The sequence below is a fragment of the Streptomyces sp. Mut1 genome, assembly GCF_030719295.1.
In the GTDB taxonomy this organism is placed as follows: Bacteria; Actinomycetota; Actinomycetes; order Streptomycetales; family Streptomycetaceae; genus Streptomyces; species Streptomyces castrisilvae.
Map to the genome: position 1 here is coordinate 2334871 of NZ_CP120997.1, position 19740 is coordinate 2354610.

At 72.2% G+C, this 19740-nt stretch carries 13 protein-coding genes; 2 read left to right on the forward strand and 11 right to left on the reverse strand.

Annotation, left to right across the window (positions count from 1 at the left end; genetic code table 11):
- Positions 1-220: 220 nt before the first annotated feature.
- Positions 221-2266 (forward strand): hypothetical protein, encoded by a 2046-nt coding sequence (locus tag P8A18_RS10025; protein ID WP_306053530.1) that lies wholly within the window; start codon positions 221-223, stop codon positions 2264-2266.
- Positions 2267-2336: 70 nt separating this feature from the next.
- Here P8A18_RS10025 and galE read toward each other — a convergent pair whose 3' ends face one another.
- Positions 2337-3308 carry a UDP-glucose 4-epimerase GalE gene (gene galE / locus P8A18_RS10030; RefSeq protein WP_306053532.1) on the reverse strand — a complete coding sequence of 324 codons (972 nt, stop codon included), beginning with the start codon at positions 3306-3308 and terminating at the stop codon, positions 2337-2339.
- Between the two features lie 189 nt (positions 3309-3497).
- Between galE and P8A18_RS10035 the strand changes: the two genes are divergently transcribed.
- Positions 3498-5729 (forward strand): bifunctional glycosyltransferase/CDP-glycerol:glycerophosphate glycerophosphotransferase, encoded by a 2232-nt coding sequence (locus P8A18_RS10035; RefSeq protein ID WP_306053534.1) that lies wholly within the window; start codon positions 3498-3500, stop codon positions 5727-5729.
- A gap of 94 nt (positions 5730-5823) precedes the next feature.
- Here the strand turns inward: P8A18_RS10035 and obgE are convergent, their stop codons facing one another.
- The 10 genes from obgE to P8A18_RS10085 all read right to left on the reverse strand — a co-directional run bounded on the left by obgE (position 5824) and on the right by P8A18_RS10085 (position 19700).
- The gene (gene obgE / locus P8A18_RS10040; RefSeq protein ID WP_306053535.1) at positions 5824-7263 is read right to left on the reverse strand and encodes a GTPase ObgE; all 1440 of its coding nucleotides are present in this window, start codon (positions 7261-7263) and stop codon (positions 5824-5826) included.
- Between the two features lie 140 nt (positions 7264-7403).
- Positions 7404-7661 (reverse strand): 50S ribosomal protein L27, encoded by a 258-nt coding sequence (rpmA, locus tag P8A18_RS10045; protein ID WP_018551605.1) that lies wholly within the window; start codon positions 7659-7661, stop codon positions 7404-7406.
- Positions 7662-7675: 14 nt separating this feature from the next.
- Complete coding sequence (gene rplU, locus P8A18_RS10050; RefSeq protein ID WP_018551604.1) at positions 7676-7996, reverse strand: 50S ribosomal protein L21; 321 nt, start codon at positions 7994-7996, stop codon at positions 7676-7678.
- 208 nt (positions 7997-8204) lie between these two features.
- On the reverse strand, positions 8205-9266 hold the full coding sequence (locus P8A18_RS10055; RefSeq protein ID WP_306053540.1) for an iron-containing alcohol dehydrogenase family protein: 1062 nt from the start codon (positions 9264-9266) through the stop codon (positions 8205-8207).
- The gene (locus P8A18_RS10060) at positions 9254-10006 is read right to left on the reverse strand and encodes a phosphocholine cytidylyltransferase family protein (RefSeq protein WP_018551602.1); all 753 of its coding nucleotides are present in this window, start codon (positions 10004-10006) and stop codon (positions 9254-9256) included. Before P8A18_RS10060 ends, P8A18_RS10055 begins: the two co-directional genes overlap by 13 nt.
- 74 nt (positions 10007-10080) lie before the next feature.
- Positions 10081-10971, reverse strand: a complete 891-nt coding sequence (galU, locus tag P8A18_RS10065) for a UTP--glucose-1-phosphate uridylyltransferase GalU (RefSeq protein ID WP_306053542.1) — start codon at positions 10969-10971, stop codon at positions 10081-10083.
- A 105-nt stretch (positions 10972-11076) separates the two neighbouring features.
- Positions 11077-15294: an Rne/Rng family ribonuclease gene (locus P8A18_RS10070; protein WP_306053543.1), complete on the reverse strand. Its 4218-nt coding sequence runs from the start codon at positions 15292-15294 to the stop codon at positions 11077-11079.
- A gap of 232 nt (positions 15295-15526) precedes the next feature.
- Positions 15527-16309 (reverse strand): TIGR03936 family radical SAM-associated protein, encoded by a 783-nt coding sequence (locus P8A18_RS10075; RefSeq protein WP_306053545.1) that lies wholly within the window; start codon positions 16307-16309, stop codon positions 15527-15529.
- A gap of 121 nt (positions 16310-16430) precedes the next feature.
- Positions 16431-17696 (reverse strand): hypothetical protein, encoded by a 1266-nt coding sequence (locus P8A18_RS10080; protein WP_306053546.1) that lies wholly within the window; start codon positions 17694-17696, stop codon positions 16431-16433.
- 78 nt (positions 17697-17774) lie between these two features.
- Positions 17775-19700 (reverse strand): TIGR03960 family B12-binding radical SAM protein, encoded by a 1926-nt coding sequence (locus P8A18_RS10085; RefSeq protein WP_306053548.1) that lies wholly within the window; start codon positions 19698-19700, stop codon positions 17775-17777.
- Between the last annotated feature and the right edge of the window lie 40 nt (positions 19701-19740).

The following is a 19740-nucleotide window of genomic DNA, read 5'->3' on the forward strand; positions in this document are numbered from 1 at the left end:
GGCACCGCGCGTATGCATGGACATGGCAGATGGTTGCGTGCGGAGGCCCGTTTCTCACAAAGTCTTCACTCTTGTCTCATCATCGGATTGACTGAGTTTCCCTACGGTGATGTCCGAACCCCCCGCTCGTCCGAACCCCCGCTCGTCCGGACCCGGCCGGACGCCGCCGCCGCCCCCACGGCGCACGCACAGGAGCCTGAGCTCTTTTGGAGTCCCACCCGTGCCACCACTTCTCCCCCCTCTGCGGTCCGCCGCCAGGGCCCTCCCCCTCGGCCTGCTGGTAGTCGCCCTCACCGTCCAGGCAGCGGCGGCCGTCGAGCCCCACCTCGTCCTGCTGATCGTGGCGACCGCGGCCGTCCTGTGCGCCGAAGCCGCCCTGCACCGATGGCTGCCCGGCCAGGTCACGCTGCTCGCCAGGGTGCGCGCGGACACCATGGTCCGCCGCCTGGCCTGCGATCTCCTGCTGCTCGTCGGAATGATCAGGATGCCGGGCGAACGGAGCGAGGCGGTCTACCTGCCGCTGGTCCTCGGCCTCCTCCTCTTCTACGCGCTGCACCTCGCCACCCACGCGGCGGCGATCCGGGTACGCCAGTCCCGCACCCTGCCCCTGCTCACCCGCAACATCGACGCCTCGGCCCTGCGCATCACCCCGGCTCCCCGGGCCCTGCTGACCCGCCGCCACGGCCCCCGCCTCATCCTCTTCGGCCTGCCGCTCACCGCGGGGCTGCTGGTGACCGCCACGAACGACCGGCCGCAGTACGCGGCCATGGGCATCGCGGTCTCGGTCGGCCTCGCCGCGGTGTCGCTCGGCACGCTGGCGCGGTGCCTGCTGCGCCGCGGGCCGGCCACGCCCGACGAGGTGCAGGAGTGGTTCGACGCCTGGCTCGCCGACTACCGGCCCACCGTCGGCATGTACTTCTCGGGCGGGGCCTCGTCCGCGTACCAGGCCAACATGTGGCTGGACGCGCTGGCCTCGCTCGACGGCCGGCCGGTCATCCTGCTGCGCGAGCGCTTCATGATGCAGCGCATCGGCGCCACCGACCTCCCCGTCATCTGCCTCCCGAAGGTCTCCCAGCTGCTGCGCCTGGAACAGTCCAGCCTCAAGATGCTGATCCACCCGGCGAACTCCGGCAGGACCTCGCAGGTCCTGCGCGTCCCGACGATCAAGCACGCCTTCGTCAACCACGGCGAGAGCGACAAGCTGTCCAGCTGCAACCCGTACGCGAAGGCGTACGACGAGGTGTGGGTCGCGGGCCCCGCCGCGCGCGAACGCTACGCCCTGGCCGACGTCGGCGTACGGGACGGTGACGTGGTGGAGATCGGCCGCCCCCAGCTGGCCCCGATCGCCCCGTACGCGGGCCCTCCCACCGGCCCGTACACGACGGTGCTCTACGCCCCCACCTGGGAGGGCTGGGACGGCAACCCCGGCAACACCTCCGTCGTCCTGGCCGGCGAGAACATCGTCCGGGAACTGCTCGCCGACCCCGGAGTCCGGCTCCTCTACAAACCGCACCCCATGACGGGCTCGGTCGACCCGCGAGCCGGCGCCGCCGACGCCCGCATCCAGGAACTGATCCACGCGGCCAACCGCGCCCGCCCCGGCCCGCGCCCCGCCCCCGGGGCCGCCGCCGAACTGGCCCGGCGCACCGCGGAGCTGGACGCCCTGACCGCCTCCGCCTTCCGCCCCGACGCGGACGACGCCGAACGGATGCTGGCCCAGGGCACCCCCGAGCCCGGCCGGGCGGCGGCGGTCGACGCGGCGACGGCGGCATGGGAGGCGGCCCACTGGGCGTCCCTGCCCGAAGGGGAGCACCAGATCGTCACGTCGGACAGGCCCGCGCTGTACGCCTGCTTCAACGCTGCGGACCTGCTGATCAGCGATGTGTCGAGCGTGGTCAGCGACTACCTGGCCGGCGAGAAGCCGTACGCCGTGGCGAACACCGGGGCCCTGTCCGACGCGGAGTTCCGGGAGGCCTTCCCGACGGTCTCGGCGGCGACCGTCCTGACCCCGGACGCGGCGGGCGTCCCCGCCCTCCTCGCCTCGGTGCGCGACCCCGGCGGCGACGGGCTCGCCCCGGCCCGGGCGGACCTGAAGCTCCGGCTCCTCGGCCCGTCCGACCCGCCGTCCGCCGTCCGGTTCGCCGACGCGGCGCGCGAGCTGTGCCGGGCCGCGGACACGCACCGCCGGCGGATGGAGGAGCGGCTGCTCCCCGGCATCCCCGCCCAGCGCCGCGCGGAGGCGGCGAAACCGGCGCGGGAGCCCTGAGGGGCCGAAGGACACACGTGGGGCCCGGCACCGACGAGAGCGGTGCCGGGCCCCGCGTACCGGACCGTGCTCAGGGGTGGCGCAGGCGCCAGCCCTGCCAGGCGGACTCGATCATCTCGTCCAGGCCGAACCGGGCCGACCAGCCCAGCTCCTCGCGGATGCGGTCGGCGCCCGCGACCACCCGGGCCGGGTCGCCGGGGCGGCGGGCGGTCACCTCGGCGGTGACGGCGCCGTTGTCCGTGACCTTGAGGATGCGGTCGACCATCTCGCGCACCGAGCTGCCCTCGCCGCGGCCGATGTTCAGCGTGAGGTCCGTGCCGGGCTCGGCGTCCTGGAGCCGGCGGGCGGCCGCGAGGTGGGCGGAGGCGATGTCCTCGACGTGGATGTAGTCGCGGACGCACGTGCCGTCGGGGGTCGCGTAGTCGTCGCCGAAGATGCGCGGGGACTCGCCCGCCTCCAGGCGCTCGAAGACCATCGGGATCAGGTTGAAGACCCCGGCGTCGGCCAGCTCCGGAGACGCGGCGCCCGCCACGTTGAAGTAGCGCAGCGAGGCGCAGCGCAGCCCGTGGGCCCTGGCGGCGGCGTGGATCAGCCACTCGCCGATGAGTTTGGTCTCCCCGTAGGGACTCATCGGCGCGCACGGGGTCTGCTCAGTGACGAGATCCACGTCGGGCATGCCGTAGACGGCGGCCGACGAGGAGAACACCAGCCGGTCGACGCCACCGGCGACCATGCTCTCCAGCAGGACCTCCAGGCCGGTGACGTTCTCCTTGTAGTAGTGGAGGGGGCGCTCGACGGACTCGCCGACCTGCTTCTTGCCGGCGATGTGCACCACCCCGGTCACCCCGTGGTCCCGGATCGCCGCGTCGAGGGCCCCGCGGTCGAGAACGCTGCCGGTCACCAGGGGTACCCCGGCGGGTACCTTGTCGGCGCTTCCGGTCGACAGGTCGTCGAACACGACCACCTGCTGACCACCCGCGAGCATCGCGCGCACCACGTGCGCACCGATGAACCCCGCCCCGCCCGTAACCATCCAGGTCATGTCGTGCGTCTCCCTGTCAGATGCTGTACCCGTCAGCGTTCCACCCTACGTGGACGGCCCGAGCCACCCTCCGGGAGCGGCCGGGGCGATCAATTACGCTGTCCGGGTGCCGGACGCACCCCACTGTTCCACGGTGCCGACCGCGCCCCTCGCACAAACCCTGCGGAAGCTCTCTGGAACTGGTGGACGATGCCTCGACTGACACTCATCGTGCCTGCGTACAACGTGCAGGGGTACATCGGGGAGTGTCTGGACTCCGTGCTCGGGCAGGACTTCACCGACTTCGAAGTCATCGGTGTCGACGACTGCTCCCCCGACGGTTCCGGCGCGATCCTGGACGCCTACGCGGCCCGCGACCCCCGGATCCGTGTGCTGCACCTCACGGAGAACGTGGGCCTGGGCCGCGCGCGCAACGCGGGTCTCGACCTGGCGACCGGTGACTACGTCCTCTTCCTCGACAGCGACGACACCCTGGCGCCGGGCTCCCTGGCGGCCATCGCGGCGCGGCTCGACGCGGCGGACGACCCGGACATCCTGGTCTACGACTACACCCGCGCCTACTGGGACGGGCAGCTGTTGCGCAACAAGCGCTCCGACCTGATGTCCGAGGCCGACCCGAAGGTCTTCTCCCTCGCGGAGCGGCCACAGCTGCTGGACCTGCTGCAAATCGTCTGGAACAAGGCCTACCGGCGCGATTTCGTCACCCGCCACGGACTCCGTTTCCCGCCCGGTTACTACGAGGACGCGCCCTGGACGTACAGCGCGATGATCGCGGCGGAGCGCATCGCCGTGCTCGACCGCTCCTGTGTGCTGTACCGGCAGCGGCGTGAGGGCGGGAACATCCTCCACACGGTCAGCCGGAAGCATTTCGACGTCTTCGACCAGTACGACCGGGTCTTCGCGTTCCTCGACGAGCGGCCGGAACTCGATCGCTGGCGGCCGGCGCTGTTCAGGAAGATGGTCGACCACTTCCTGACCATTCTGGAAAGGCCGGGCCGGCTCCCGCGCAACGCGCGCGCCGAATTCTTTCACCGGGCGGCCAAGGACTACCGCGGCCGCCTCCCGGAGGGCTTCGAGCGGCCGCCGGGCGGGCGCGGTTACAAGTACGCGCTGCTCGGGGTCGACTCGTACTCCGCGTTCTTCGGCGTGACCCGCGCCAACAACGTGCGCCACCGCGCCCGGCAGGGCGGTCAGGCCCGTATCGGCCGGGCCAAGCGGGCCGCCCTCGGCATGTTCTACCGGTCGCAGCTGCGGATGCCGCTGGACGAGAACCTGGCGGTGTTCTCCGCGTACTGGGGGCGCGGCTACTCCTGCAACCCGGCGGCCATCGAGGCCGAGCTGGGCCGTCTCGCGCCGGGCGTGCGCCGGGTCTGGGCCGTGCGCTCCGAACACCGCGACCGGGTGCCCAAGGGCGTCGAGAAGGTGATCGTCGGCTCGCGCGAGTACTGGGCGGTCATGGCCCGCGCCAAGTACCTCACGAACAACGTGAACTTCGGCGACACCATCGTGAAGCGCGAGGGGCAGATCCATCTCCAGACCCATCACGGCACCCCGCTGAAGACGATGGGGCTCGACCAGGCCCAGTACCCCGCGTCCACCAACATGGACATGGAGCTGCTGCTGCGCCGGTGCGACCGCTGGGACTACAGCCTGACCTCCAACCGGTTCTCGACCACCGTCTGGGAGCGGGTCTACCCCTGCCGGTACACCACGCTGGAGACCGGCTACCCGCGCAACGACGTGCTGCTCCGCGCCACCGCCGCCGACGTCGTGCGGGCCCGGCACGACCTGGGCCTCGCGGACGGCTCGACCGCGTTCCTGTACATGCCGACGCACCGCGAGTACGAGAAGTCCTTCGCCCCCAGGGTCGACCTGCCGAAGCTGGCCGAGGCGCTGGGCCCCGACGTGACCCTGCTGGTGCGCGGGCACTACTTCTACAAGCCGACCGGCCGCCTCGCCGAGCTCCAGGCCAGCGGCCGGGTCATCGACGTCTCCGCGCACGGCAACGTCGAGGAGCTCTACCTCGCGGCCGACGCCCTGGTCACCGACTACTCATCGGCGATGTTCGACTACGCCAACCTGGACCGGCCGATCGTGATCTACGCGGACGACTGGGACACCTACCGGGTCGTGCGCGGCACCTACTTCGACCTCATGGCCGAGCCCCCGGGCGCCGTCGCGACCTCGCAGGAGGAGCTGACCGCCGTCCTGGGCTCGGACGCGTGGCGCGACGAGAAGGCGGCGGAGCTGCGCGCCGCGTTCCGGGAGCGCTACTGCGACTACGACGACGGGCACGCCGCCGAGCGCGTGGTGCGCCGGGTGTTCCTGGGCGAGGAGGCCCTGCCGCCGGTCGTCCCGCTCGCCGAGCGCACCCCGGCCCCCTCCCCCGCCGAGGCACTGGAGCGCGCCGGGCGGGTCTGAGCACGCGAAACGGTCCCGGCTCCCCGAGGGGGTGCCGGGACCGTCGTCGTTGCGGGGCTTCGCCGTTGCGGGCTTCGCCGTCAGCGGCTCACGCTCACGCGAACGGGTCGAACTCCTGGTACTCCTTGACGGCCTCGTCGCGCTGCACCTCGCGGTCACGACGGCGCTGGGTGGCCGGACGCTGCTCCTCCAGGCGGTGGTCCTCGCCCCGGCGGCCGAGCATCTCCGCACCGGCCGACACGGTCGGCTCCCAGTCGAAGACGACCGCGTTGTCCTCGGCGCCGATCGCCACGCCGTCGCCCGCGCGGGCTCCGGCCTTGCGCAGCGCGTCCTCGACGCCCAGCCGGTTCAGCCGGTCCGCGAGGTAGCCGACGGCCTCGTCGTTGTTGAAGTCGGTCTGGCGGACCCAGCGCTCCGGCTTCTCGCCGCGCACCCGGTAGATGCCGTCGTCCTCCAGGGTCACGGTGAACCCGGCGTCGTCCACGGCCTTGGGCCGGATGACGATACGGGTGGTCTCCTCCACCGGCTTGGCCGCACGGGCCTCGGCGATGATGCCGGCCAGCGCGAAGGACAGCTCCTTGAGCCCGGTCCTGGCGACAGCGGACACCTCGAAGACGCGGTAGCCGCGGGCTTCCAGGTCGGGCCGGATCATGTCCGCGAGGTCCTGGCCGTCCGGGATGTCGATCTTGTTGAGGACGACGATCCGGGGCCGGTCCTCCAGCCCCCCGTACAGCTTCAGCTCCTCCTCGATCATGTCGAGGTCGGAGACCGGGTCACGGTCGGACTCCAGCGTCGCCGTGTCCAGGACGTGGACGAGGACCGAGCAGCGCTCGACGTGGCGCAGGAACTCCAGGCCGAGGCCCTTGCCCTGGCTGGCGCCCGGGATCAGCCCCGGGACGTCGGCGATGGTGTAGACGGTGCTGCCCGCGGTGACCACGCCCAGGTTCGGGACGAGGGTGGTGAACGGGTAGTCGGCGATCTTCGGCTTCGCGGCCGACAGCACGGAGATCAGCGAGGACTTGCCGGCGCTCGGGTAGCCCACCAGGGCGACGTCGGCAACGGTCTTGAGCTCCAGGACGATGTCCCGCGCCTCGCCGGGCTCGCCGAGCAGCGCGAAGCCGGGGGCCTTGCGCCGGGCGGAGGCCAGCGCGGCGTTCCCCAGGCCGCCGCGGCCGCCCTGGCCGGCGACGAAGGCGGTGCCGTGGCCGACGAGGTCGGCGAGCACATTGCCGTCGCGGTCGAGGACGACGGTGCCGTCCGGCACGGGCAGGACCAGGTCCTGGCCCTCCTTGCCGGTGCGGTTGTCGCCCGCGCCGGGCTGGCCGTTGGTGGCCTTGCGGTGGGGGTGGTGGTGGTAGTCGAGGAGCGTGGTGACGGCCTGGTCGACGACCAGGGTCACATCGCCGCCACGGCCGCCGTTGCCGCCGTCCGGGCCGCCGAGCGGCTTGAACTTCTCACGGTGAACGGAGGCACAGCCGTGGCCTCCGTTACCCGCGGCGACATGCAGTTCGACGCGGTCCACGAAGGTGGTCATGGATGAATCCTCCAGTTACATACGTGCAGAAAAGTGCTCGTGCAGCCCTCATAGGTGCAACACGCGAAAGGCGGACCCACTTCCCCTAACAGGAAGTGAGGTCCGCCTCCACGTCATACCGCTCGACGAGCGCCGGGAATTCAGCCGGCGATCGGAACGATGTTCACCACGTTACGGCCACGGTGCGTGCCGAACTGGACCGCGCCGGCGGCCAGGGCGAACAGCGTGTCGTCGCCGCCGCGGCCGACGCCCGTGCCCGGGTGGAAGTGGGTGCCGCGCTGGCGGACCAGGATCTCACCGGCATTGACGGCCTGACCGCCGAAGCGCTTCACGCCGAGCCGCTGAGCATTGGAATCGCGCCCGTTCCGGGTGGACGATGCGCCCTTCTTGTGTGCCATGTCTCCTCAGTCCCTTACTTCGCAGCCGCGGGAATACCGGTGACCTTGATCGCCGTGTACTGCTGGCGGTGACCCTGGCGACGGCGGTAGCCGGTCTTGTTCTTGTAGCGAAGGATGTCGATCTTCGCGCCCTTGTGGTGGTCCACGATCTCGGCCTGGACCTTGATCCCGTCCAGCACCCACGGGTCGCTGGTCACGGCGTCGCCGTCGACAACGAGCAGGGTAGAGAGCTCTACCGTGTCGCCAACCTTGGCGGTGGGAATCTTGTCAACCTCAACGATGTCGCCGACAGCAACCTTGTGCTGGCGGCCACCGCTGCGCACGATGGCGTACACGCGGATCTCACTCTCACTCGAAGCGGAAACCCCTGATGCCAGCCGCTCACACGGGTCCGGGGACCCGTGACGATCCGGATTGGACGAGCGGCCTCTCCCGTACGAGCGGGAGGTCAGTGCTCAGAGGTGTGGCGAACAAACGCCGAGGGTCAAGATTACGGGGCCCCGGACAACCGGTCAAACCGGGTCCGGTACGGCCCCGCCCCGCTCAGACCGCGGCGTTCCTGACGTACTCGGCGTACGCGTCCCTGATCCCGTCCCCGGACAGGTTCAGGTGCTCCAGGATCGTGTACCGGCCCGGCCTGGTCCGGGGGGCGAACTCGACCACCGAGACGAACTCGTCCACGTCGAAGCCCATGTCCTCGGCCGTCACCGGCAGACCGTGGCGCCGCAGCACCTCGGTCATCCGTACGGATTCCTGCACGGCGCCGCGCAGATGCATCGCGAAGGCCGCGCCGAGTCCGCACTGCTCGCCGTGGCTGGCGGCGCGCTGCGGGAAGAGCAGGTCGAAGGCGTGGTTGATCTCGTGGCAGGCGCCGGAGGCGGGCCGGCTGTCACCGGCCACCGACATCGAGATCCCGGTGAGCACCAGGCCCTCGGCCAGCACCTGGAGGAACGCGTCGTCGTCCAGGCTCCCGGGGTGGCGCAGCACGGCCTCACCGGCCTGCCTGGCCATCCCGGCTGCCAGGCCGTCGATGTCCTCGCCGTTGACCCGGTGGGCCAGCTCCCAGTCCGCCACGGCGGAGATGTTCGACAGCGCGTCCCCGATCCCGGAGCGGACGAAGCGGGCCGGGGCCTCCCGGATGACGTCGAGGTCGATGACGACGGCGATCGGGTTCGGCACACCGTACGAGCCGCGGCCCGCGTCGTTGTCCAGCGTCGCCACCGGGGAGCACAGGCCGTCGTGGGACAGGTTCGTCGCCACGGCGACCAGCGGCAGCCCGACGCGCGCGGCGGCGAACTTCGCACAGTCGATGATCTTGCCGCCGCCGAGGCCCACCACGGCGTCGTACCGCCCGGACTTCATCGCCTCGGCGAGCTTGACGGCGTCGTTCAGCGTGCCGCCGCCCACCTCGAACCAGGAGGCGCCCGGCAGGCTGTCCGAGAGCCGCTCGCGCAGCGCCCGGCCGCTGCCCCCGCTGATCGCCACCGCCAGCTTGCCCGAGCCGGAGATCCGCTGATCGGCGAGGACACTCGCCAGATCCGCCAGAGCGCCGGGCCGGATGTCGACGACGACCGGTGCGGGTATCAGCCGGGTCAGTACTGGCACGCGATCTTCCTGCCCTTGGCCAGGTCCTCGTGGTTGTCGATCTCGACCCACTTCACGTCGCCGATCGGCTCCACGTCGACCGTGAAGCCGCGGTTGACGAGTTCCTGGTAGCCGTCCTCGTAGTACAGGTCCGGGTCGCGCTCGAAGGTGGTCTTCAGCGCGTCGGCCAGCTCGGCGGCGGCCTCGCCCTCGATCAGGGTGACGCCGATGTACTCGCCGGTCGCCTCGGCCGGGTCCATCAGCTTGGTGATCCGGCGGACGCCCTTGCCGTCCTCCACGACGACCTTCATCTCCTCGTCGGCGAGCTGCTTCACCGTGTCGAGGGCGAGGATGATCTTCTTGCCGTCGCCACGGGCGGCCAGCAGCGTCTTCTCGACGGAGACCGGGTGCACGGTGTCGCCGTTGGCGAGGATGACGCCGTCCTTGAGGGCGTCCCGGCCGCACCACAGGGAGTAGGCGTTGTTCCACTCCTCGGCCTTGTCGTTGTCGATCAGCGTGATGCTGACGCCGTACTTGGCCTCCAGCGCCGCCTTGCGCTCGTACAGGGCCTCCTTGCGGTAGCCCACGATGATCGCGACCTCGGTCAGGCCGACCTCGGCGAAGTTGCCGAGCGTCAGGTCGACCACGGTCAGGCTCTCCTCGTCGCCCTCGGGGCCGACCGGCACCAGGGCCTTGGGAAGCGTGTCGGTGTAGGGGCGCAGGCGGCGGCCGGCGCCGGCCGCCAGAATCATGCCGATCATGGGGTTCTCCTTGGTCCTTGGTGCGGTGTTGCGGATGTCCCGGGGCGGGCGTGCGTACGGGCCCGGCGGGCGGGTCAGAGCTCGGCCGCCACGTAGGCGCGCAGCCAGCTGCGGAAGTCGGGGCCCAGGTCCTCGCGCTCGCAGGCGAGGCGGACGATGGCACGCAGGTAGTCGCCGCGGTCGCCGGTGTCGTAACGGCGGCCCCGGAAGACGACGCCGTGCACCGGGCCGCCGAGCTTCTCGTCCGCGGCCAGCTGCTGGAGCGCGTCGGTCAGCTGGATCTCGTCGCCCCGGCCCGGCGCGGTCTCCCGCAGGACGGCGAAGACGGCGGGGTCCAGGACATAACGGCCGATGACCGCCAGATTGCTGGGCGCGTCGCCCGGCTCCGGCTTCTCGACCAGCCCGGTCACCCGGACGATGTCGCTGTCCAAGGTGGGCTCCACCGCCGCGCACCCGTACAGATGGCTCTGTTCGGGCGCCACCTCCATGAGTGCGACGACGCTGCCGCCCTCGCGCTCCTGGATCTCGGTCATCCGGGCCAGCAGCGGGTCGCGCGGATCGATCAGGTCGTCGCCGAGCAGCACCGCGAAGGGCTCGTCCCCGACATGGGGCTCCGCGCACAGCACGGCGTGGCCGAGGCCGCGCGGGTCGCCCTGGCGGACGTAGTGCATGGTCGCGAGGTCGCTCGACTCCTGGACCCGCACCAGCCGGGCGGCGTCGCCCTTGCGGGTCAGCGCCGACTCCAGCTCGTAGTTCCGGTCGAAGTGGTCCTCAAGTGCCCGCTTGTTGCGCCCCGTGATCATCAGCACGTCGCTCAGCCCCGCGGCGGCGGCCTCCTCCACGACGTACTGGATCGCCGGCTTGTCGACGACGGGCAGCATCTCCTTGGGAGTGGCCTTCGTCGCCGGAAGGAACCGGGTGCCGAGCCCGGCGGCCGGTATGACGGCCTTCTGGATCTTGCGCATGTGGGGGGCTTTCGTGTCGGGGACGGGAGCGGCCCGGGGCCTCAACGCAGCCGGCCGGTCCCGCGGGGGGACCGGCCCGACTGCGTCGCGCGCGGTGCGAGGAGGTCAGGCCTCGTCGGCCGTGGCCGTGACGGGCGACGCGGTCTGCTGCTCCGCCGCCACCGTCTTCTTCGCCGCCGCCTTCTTGGCCGTCGTCTTCTTCGCCGCGGTCTTCTTGGCCGCGGTCTTCTTGACGGCCGCCTTCTTGGCCGTGGCCTTCTTGGCGGTCTTGCGGGCCGCCTTCTTGGCCGGTGCCGGCTCGGCCTCGGCCTCCGCCTCGGGGGCCTCCACCACGACGACCGCGGCCTCCTCGGCCCCCGCGGGGGGACCGGCGGGCGCGCTGACCTTACGGGTGGCGCGGCGCCGGACACGCGGCGGCGCGGCCGGCTCATCGGCCGGGACCTCCTCGTGCGCGGCCTCGACCACCGGGTCCTCGGAGGCGACCGGGTCGGGCCCGGACGCCGGCTCCTCGGCGGCCGGAGCGGGCTCGGCGGGCTCCGCCATGACCGGCTCGGACACGACCGCTTCGGCCGGGGCGGGCGAGCCCGCGGGGGCGGTCGCCTTACGGGTCGCCCGGCGGCGCGTACGGCCCTGGGGCGCCTCGGCAGGTGCCTCGGCGGGCGTCTCGGCCACCGGCTCCGGGGCCTTGACGGGCTCCGGCTCCGCGACCGGCTCGGCCACGGTCTCCTCGGCCGGGGCGGACGCGGACTTCGGGGCGCCCGCCGGGGCGGACGCCTTGCGGGACGCCCGGCGGCGGCCACGGCCGCGCGCAGCGGCCTCGGCCTCGGCGGGGCTGCTGTACAGCTCCTCGTCCGCGACGAACTCCGGCTCGGGCAGCGCCACCGGGGCGGCGGCCTCCGCCGCCACCTCGGCCTCGGTCTCGGCCTCGGTGTCGGAGACGTGCTCGTGGCCGTGGTCGTGCTCGTGGTCCTGGCCGGACCCGCCGCGGCGCTTCTTCGAGCGCTTGCCGCCGCCACCGCCGCCCACCGACGCGGGCTGCTCCATGTGCACGATCACGCCGCGCCCGTTGCAGTGGACGCAGGTCTCGGAGAAGGACTCCAGCAGACCCTGGCCGACCCGCTTGCGGGTCATCTGGACCAGGCCCAGCGAGGTGACCTCGGCGACCTGGTGCTTCGTACGGTCGCGGCCCAGGCACTCCAGCAGGCGCCGCAGCACCAGGTCCCGGTTGGACTCCAGCACCATGTCGATGAAGTCGACGACGACGATGCCGCCGAGGTCGCGCAGCCGCAGCTGGCGCACGATCTCCTCGGCCGCCTCCAGGTTGTTCTTGGTGACGGTCTCTTCCAGGTTGCCGCCCTGGCCGGTGAACTTGCCGGTGTTGACGTCGACGACGACCATCGCCTCGGTCTTGTCGATCACCAGCGAGCCGCCGCTCGGCAGGTAGACCTTGCGGTCCAGTGCCTTCATGAGCTGCTCGTCGATCCGGTACGTCGCGAAGATGTCGACCTCGGAGGTCCACCGCGACAGCCGGTCCGTCAGGTCGGGCGCCACGTGCGAGACGTAGCCGTAAATGGTCTCCCACGCCTCGTCGCCGCTGACGATGACCTTGGAGAAGTCCTCGTTGAAGATGTCGCGGACGACCCGGACGGTCATGTCCGGCTCGCCGTACAGGAGCGTCGGCGCGTTGGAGCTGCCGGTGCTCCTGGACTTCTTCCGGATGTCCTCCCACTGCTGCTGGAGCCGCTCGACGTCACGGCGCAGCTCGTCCTCGCTCGCGCCCTCGGCGGCGGTGCGGACGATGACGCCCGCGTCCTCGGGGACGATCTTCTTGAGGATGGTCTTGAGCCGGGCGCGCTCGGTGTCGGGCAGCTTGCGGCTGATCCCCGTCATCGAGCCCTCGGGCACGTAGACCAGGTAGCGGCCGGGCAGCGAGACCTGGCTGGTCAGGCGGGCGCCCTTGTGGCCGATCGGGTCCTTCGTCACCTGGACGAGGACGGACTGGCCGGACTTGAGCGCGGTCTCGATGCGGCGCGGCCCGTGGGCCATGCCGAGCGCCTCGAAGTTGACCTCACCGGCGTACAGGACGGCGTTGCGGCCCTTGCCGATGTCGACGAAGGCGGCCTCCATGGACGGCAGCACGTTCTGGACCTTGCCCAGGTAGACGTTGCCGACGTAGCTGGTGGCCTGCTCCTTGTTGACGTAGTGCTCCACGAGCACGTTGTCCTCAAGGACGCCGATCTGGGTGCGCTCGCCGCTCTGGCGGACGACCATGACGCGCTCGACGGCCTCGCGGCGGGCCAGGAACTCGGCCTCGGTGATGATCGGCACCCGGCGGCGGCCCTGCTCGCGGCCCTCGCGGCGGCGCTGCTTCTTGGCCTCCATGCGGGTCGAGCCCTTGATGGACTGGACCTCGTCGAAGCCGGTGCCGAGCTCCCGCTCCTCCTTCTTGCGGGGCTCGCGGACCTTGACGACCGTGCGCTCGGGGTCGTCCGTGCCGTTCTCCGCGTCGGACCCGGCGTCACCGCTGCGACGACGGCGGCGCCTGCGACGGCGGCTGCTGCTCGACCCGGAGGCGGCGCCCTCGTGGTCGTCCTGCTCCTCGTCGCCCTCGTCGTCGGACTCCTGGGCGGCCTCGGGCTCGTCCTCGGTGTGCTCGGCGGCGGACTCGTCCTGGTGCTGCTGCTCGGCGGCGTCGTCCTCGGAGGACTCGCCGCGACGGCGGCGGCGGCCACCCCGACGGCGGCGGCGCGACGGCCGGTCACCGTACTCGTCGGTGTCCTCGCCGTCGTGCTCGGAGTCGTTCTCGCCCGCGGGTTCGTGCTCGTCCTCGGCGGGCTGCTCCTGGGCCGGGGCCACCTGCTCGACGGGCTCGGCGTCGGCGGCCTCACCGCGACGGCGGCGACGGCGGCGCGATCCGCCCTGCGGGGCGGCCTCGGCGGGGGCGGTGTGCTCCTCGGCCGTGGTGATCTCCTCCTCGGGCTCCTCCTCCTGCGAGGCGGGGCCCGCGGCGGCAGCGGCGGCGGCCGCGGTCTCCGGGGTCTGGAACATCGGCTCGGCGAAGACCGGCGCCTGGAAGACGGCCACGGCCGGGCGCGTCGCCCGGCGGCTGCGGCGCGCGGGCTCCTCCGTCTTGGCGGTGAACTCGGGGCGGCCCGCGGCGGCGGTGGCGCGGCGGCGCTGACGGCCGCGCGGGGCGGCCTCCTCGACCTCGGCGACCTCGGCGGCCAGCTCCTCGACGGCCTCCTCGGGCAGGCTCTCGCCGGTCTGGACCTCGGCGCGCTCCTCGGTGGCCTGCGGGGCGCCGGCCGGGGCGGTGGCCTTACGGACGGCACGGCGACGGCCGCGCGGCGCCTCGGCGACGGGCTCGGCCTGCTCGGCGGCCTCGGCCGTTTCGGTGACCTCGTCGGCGGGCGCGGTGGCCTCGTCGGCGGGCTGGGCGGCGGCCTGCGGGGCGCCGGCCGGGGCGGATGCCCGGCGGCGGGTGCGGCCGCGCGGGGCCTCGGCGGGCTCGGCGACCGGTTCCGCGGCGGCGGGCTCCGCGCTCTCGGCGGCGGCCGGCGCCTCCGCGACGATCTCGACGGGCTCGGCGGCCTTGGGCGCACCGGCCGGGGACGTTGCCTTGCGGACGGCACGGCGACGGCCGCGCGGCGCCTCGGCGACGGGCTCTGCTGCGGGCTCGGGGCTCTCCACCACGGGGGCCTCCTCGACGATCTCGGCCGGCTCGGCGGCCTTGGGCTCGGCGGCCTTGGGCGCACCGGCCGGGGACGTTGCCTTGCGGACGGCACGGCGGCGGGCACGCGGCGCCTCGGCGACGGGCTCCTCCACGGCCTCTTCCACCGGCTCCTCGGCAGGCTCCTCGACCGCGACCGGCTCCACGACCTCAGCGGCCTTGGGTGCACCGGCCGGGGCAGTCGCCTTACGGACGGCACGGCGGCGGGCACGCGGCGCCTCGGCGACGGGCTCAGCCACGGCCTCCTCCACCGGCTCCTCGGCAGGCTCCTCCGCTACGACCGGCTCCACGACCTCAGCGGACTCGGCGGCCTTCGGCGCACCGGCCGGGGCAGTCGCCTTACGAACCGCGCGGCGGCGGGAGCGGGCCGGGGCGGCGGTCTCGGCCTCGGCGGTGTTCTCGGTGCTGGTCTCGGACACTCCGGCGTCAACGGCCGGTATGGCCGGCGCCTCGGAGGCCGCCCGCTCGCCCGCCGACGGCGGGCCCGCGGGGCGGGAGGCGGCGCGGCGCCTGCGGCGCGGCGGCAGCTTGTCCCCGGGGGTGTTGTTGTCTTCTGCGTTCCCGGTGGTGCCGGGTTCGTTCGGCTGGGGCATGCGGGCGTTTCTCCCGTCGCGCTCCCGGGCGCCGCACCTGATTCCGGTCCGGCTCGGTCCGCATGGTGGTCGCGGCACCGCCGTCCGGGGCGCGGGCGCCGCACGGGAGCTGAATGTCTGGCTCGCCGGTTCCGTACGCGGTGTGCGAACGGCCTGGCGAAAGTCTTATGGGTCAGCGCGCGGCCCGGCCCAGGTGGCTCCCGAGCGCGAGGGCTGCGCTACAACGACCGCCTTACGCGGAACCTGCACCTTCCGGCGCCGTCGCGACAGCTGTCCCGGTGGCCGTGGTTGATGCGGCCGGGGCTGCCTCGCGGTCGGGCGCGAGCGGGTCGGTCACCGTGCCGGACTCCTCGTCGAAGAGCCCCTGCGCCAGCCTGGTCACCGCTGCGGCGACGGGCGGCGCCAGGTCGGCCACAACGCGGAGACCGGACAGGACGTCGTCAGGCCGTACGGCAGGTGTCACGTGCCGAACAACCAGCCGCAGTATCGCACAGGCCCTGTCACCGGGCCTATCGGACGGAAGATCGACCGTCCTGAGCTCGACCACCGCCGCGCGGGCGTCGAAGGTCCGCATGCCGTTCTTCGTACGGCGCTCGACCTCGACGGTCTCGGCCGTGTTGAAGGCGGCCACGGCCTTCTCGGCCTCCTCCGGGCCGACCCCGTCCAGGCGCATCTCCCAGATGGAGGCGGTCAGCCGGTCGGCGAGGCCCGAGGTGCGGGCCTCCACGGCGTCCGTGATGTCCAGGCCGTCCGGCATCGAGTCATTGAGCAGCTCGCGCAGGACGTCCGGGTCACGCGCCTCGGTGAGGGCGATCTCCAGGAACTCGGCCTCGCTGCCCGTGCCGGTGGGGGCGGCATTGGCGTACGAGACCTTGGGGTGCGGGGTGAAGCCCGCCGAGTAGGCCATGGGCACCTGGGAGCGGCGCAGCGCCCGCTCGAAGGCGCGCTGGAAGTCGCGGTGGCTGGTGAACCGGAGGCGGCCGCGCTTGGTGTAGCGCAGTCGGATGCGCTGCACCGCCGGTGCGGGCGGCGGGCCTTCGGGCTGTCGCTTGCCCAGTGGTTCTTCTCCTCGGTGCGGGGCGGACGCGGTGGCACGCCGCCCTCGAAATGCGGGTGGCCCGGGGGTCCGGACCGGCTCACCCCTGCTGGACGGATTTCTCCGGGAGCAGGGAGATCTCTGGTTCGGGCGCCACGCTGGGCACAGTCGTTGCACTGCCCAGAGTACGCGCAAGGGGGCTCCCGAGTTCCCCGGGCTCGGGTTGCACCGGCCCGCCGACCAGCGCGCGCCACGCGTCGCGTCTGGCCTGCCGGATCGTTTCGCGGGCCGCGCGCAGCGTCTGACGGGCCGTGCGGCCCACCGCGCGAAGGGCCCGCCCGGCGGGGGCCAGGACGGCATCGCGTACGAAACGGCCGGCCGGGACGCACACCGTGCGGTACGCCCAGCGCACGGGCGCGCCGATCAGGTTCCGGGCCAGCCAGACCAGCGCCCGGCCCACGGCCCGCGAGAGAAATCCGGCGACGCGCCAGGCGACGCCGAACGCGACGGCGATCTCGTGGGCGACCGGGGTCAGGACGCGCCGGTACAGCCAGATGAGCGGCGTGACGAGCAGCACCACGACGAGCCACCGCAGCACGGCCCCGGCCCCCCGGAAGACGGCCTCGACGCCCCGGATCAGCAGATCGAGGAACCAGGCGATGCCCTGGCCCATCGGAGTGAGCACGTTCCGGTACACCCACACCAGCGGCAGGACGAGCAGGTGCTCCACCAGCCACCCGACGGCCCGCCCCACCGGCACCAGGACATAGCGCCACAGCAGCACCACCGGCACCACGAACAAGGCGGTGAGCAGCCACTTCACCGCCGTGCCGAGCCATCCCACCGCCGTGCCCAGCCACCGCACCCCCGTGGCGAGAGCGTGCCCGGCCGGGACCAGGATCTCCCGGTACACCCACCGCAGCCCGTGTCCGAGCGGGGTGAGCACGTGCGCGTACAGCCACTGGAGCGGCACCACGATCCCGTACCGCACCCCGGGCACCACGACGTACCGCCACAGGGCGACCCACGGCCATACGAACACCGCGCGGGCCAGCCACACCAGCCCGTGGCCCAGCGGGACGAGCACATGACGCCACAGCCACCGGGCCGGAACCGCCACCAGCACCTCGGCCAGCCATGCGAGCGCGCGGCCCAGCGGCCGCAGCAGCAGGCGGTCCGCGGCGCGGGCGGTCGCGACCAGGGCGTCCCACAGCAGGCGCACCGGCAGGACGATCACGAGCACCACGATCCGCACCGGAATCCGGATCAGCGTGGTGAGGCAGCCGTCACCGCTCTCGTAGTGCGCGGGCACCTGGTGCTTCCCGTACTCCGTCCGTACGGGTGCGCGGTGTCTTCCCTGTTCCATGCACCTCATGACGCGAAGGCCCGGTCCGGGGTTTCCCCGGGCCGGGCCTTCGTCACCGAGCTGTCACATGCCGGCGGGCTACTTCACGACCGTCAGCGGCAGGAGCTTCTTGCCGGTCGGGCCGATCTGGATGCTGGTGTCCATCTGCGGGCACACGCCGCAGTCGAAGCACGGGGTCCAGCGGCAGTCCTCGACCTCGGTCTCGTCGAGCGAGTCCTGCCAGTCCTCCCAGAGCCAGTCCTTGTCGAGGCCCGAGTCCAGGTGGTCCCAGGGCAGGACCTCCTCGTACGTCCGCTCGCGGGTGGTGTACCAGTCGACGTCCACGCCGAAGTCCGGCAGCGTCGCCTCGGCGCTCTTCATCCACAGGTCGTAGCTGAAGTACTCGCGCCAGCCGTCGAAGCGGCCGCCGGACTCGTAGACGGCGCGGATGACGGAGCCGACCCGGCGGTCACCGCGCGAGAGCAGGCCCTCGACGATGCCGGGCTTGCCGTCGTGGTAGCGGAAGCCGATCGAGCGGCCGTACTTCTTGTCGCCGCGGATCTTGTCCCGGAGCTTGCCGAGCCGGGCGTCGGTCTCCTCGGCGCCGAGCTGCGGGGCCCACTGGAACGGGGTGTGCGGCTTGGGCACGAAACCGCCGATGGAGACGGTGCAGCGGATGTCGTTCTGCCCGGAGACCTCGCGGCCCTTGGCGATGACGTTGACCGCCATGTCGCCGATCTGGAGGACGTCCTCGTCGGTCTCGGTGGGCAGCCCGCACATGAAGTACAGCTTCACCTGGCGCCAGCCGTTGCCGTACGCGGTGGCGACCGTGCGGATCAGGTCCTCCTCCGAGACCATCTTGTTGATGACCTTGCGCATGCGCTCGGAGCCGCCCTCGGGGGCGAAGGTGAGACCGGAGCGGCGGCCGTTGCGGGTCAGCTCGTTGGCCAGGTCCACGTTGAACGCGTCGACGCGGGTGGAGGGCAGCGAGAGGCCGACCTTGTCGTCCGTGTAGCGGTCGGCGAGGCCCTTGGCGATCTCGCCGATCTCGGTGTGGTCGGCGGAGGACAGGGAGAGCAGCCCGACCTCCTCGAAGCCGGTCGCCTTGAGGCCCTTCTCCACCATCTCGCCGATGCCGGTGATGCTTCGCTCCCGCACGGGGCGCGTGATCATGCCGGCCTGGCAGAAACGGCAGCCGCGGGTGCAGCCGCGGAAGATCTCCACGGACATCCGCTCGTGGACGGTCTCGGCGAGCGGGACCAGGGGCTGCTTGGGGTAGGGCCACTCGTCGAGGTCCATGACGGTGTGCTTGGACACCCGCCACGGCACGCCCGACCTGTTCGGTACGACGCGGCCGATGCGGCCGTCCGGGAGGTACTCGACGTCGTAGAAGCCGGGGACGTAGACGCCGCCGGTCCTGGCGAGGCGGAACAGCACCTCCTCGCGGCCCCCGGGGCGGCCCTCGGCCTTCCAGGCGCGGACGATCTCGGTGATCTCCAGGACGGCCTGCTCGCCGTCGCCGATGACCGCGCAGTCGATGAACTCCGCGATCGGCTCGGGGTTGAACGCGGCGTGCCCGCCGGCCAGCACGATCGGGTCGTCGATGCCCCGGTCCTTCGCGGCCAGCGGGATGCCGGCCAGGTCCAGGGCGGTGAGCATGTTGGTGTAGCCCAGCTCGGTGGAGAAGCTCAGCCCGAAGACGTCGAACGCCTTCACCGGGCGGTGGCTGTCCACGGTGAACTGCGGCACCTTGTGCTCGCGCATCAGCGCTTCCAGGTCCGGCCACACGCTGTACGTGCGCTCCGCGAGGACGCCCTGACGCTCGTTGAGCACCTCGTACAGGATCATGACGCCCTGGTTGGGCAGTCCGACCTCGTACGCGTCCGGGTACATCAGTGCCCAGCGGACGTCGCACTCGTCCCACGGCTTGACGGTGGAGTTCAGCTCACCGCCGACGTACTGGATGGGCTTCTGCACATGCGGGAGCAGAGCTTCGAGCTGTGGGAAGACCGAATCGACAGACATCGCGAACTTTCGAGAGCCGGCAGGGGTGACCATCCAGCGT

Bases quoted from the DNA above. Each gene is read 5' to 3' on its own strand.
- P8A18_RS10070 (WP_306053543.1), bottom strand. From the start codon at position 15,294: ATGCCCCAGCCGAACGAACCCGGCACCACCGGGAACGCAGAAGACAAC.
- P8A18_RS10060 (WP_018551602.1), bottom strand. From the start codon at position 10,006: ATGATCGGCATGATTCTGGCGGCCGGCGCCGGCCGCCGCCTGCGCCCC.
- P8A18_RS10080 (WP_306053546.1), bottom strand. From the start codon at position 17,696: ATGGAACAGGGAAGACACCGCGCACCCGTACGGACGGAGTACGGGAAG.
- galE (WP_306053532.1), bottom strand. From the start codon at position 3,308: ATGACCTGGATGGTTACGGGCGGGGCGGGGTTCATCGGTGCGCACGTG.
- obgE (WP_306053535.1), bottom strand. From the start codon at position 7,263: ATGACCACCTTCGTGGACCGCGTCGAACTGCATGTCGCCGCGGGTAAC.
- P8A18_RS10085 (WP_306053548.1), bottom strand. From the start codon at position 19,700: ATGTCTGTCGATTCGGTCTTCCCACAGCTCGAAGCTCTGCTCCCGCAT.
- rpmA (WP_018551605.1), bottom strand. From the start codon at position 7,661: ATGGCACACAAGAAGGGCGCATCGTCCACCCGGAACGGGCGCGATTCC.
- galU (WP_306053542.1), bottom strand. From the start codon at position 10,971: ATGCGCAAGATCCAGAAGGCCGTCATACCGGCCGCCGGGCTCGGCACC.
- P8A18_RS10035 (WP_306053534.1), top strand. From the start codon at position 3,498: ATGCCTCGACTGACACTCATCGTGCCTGCGTACAACGTGCAGGGGTAC.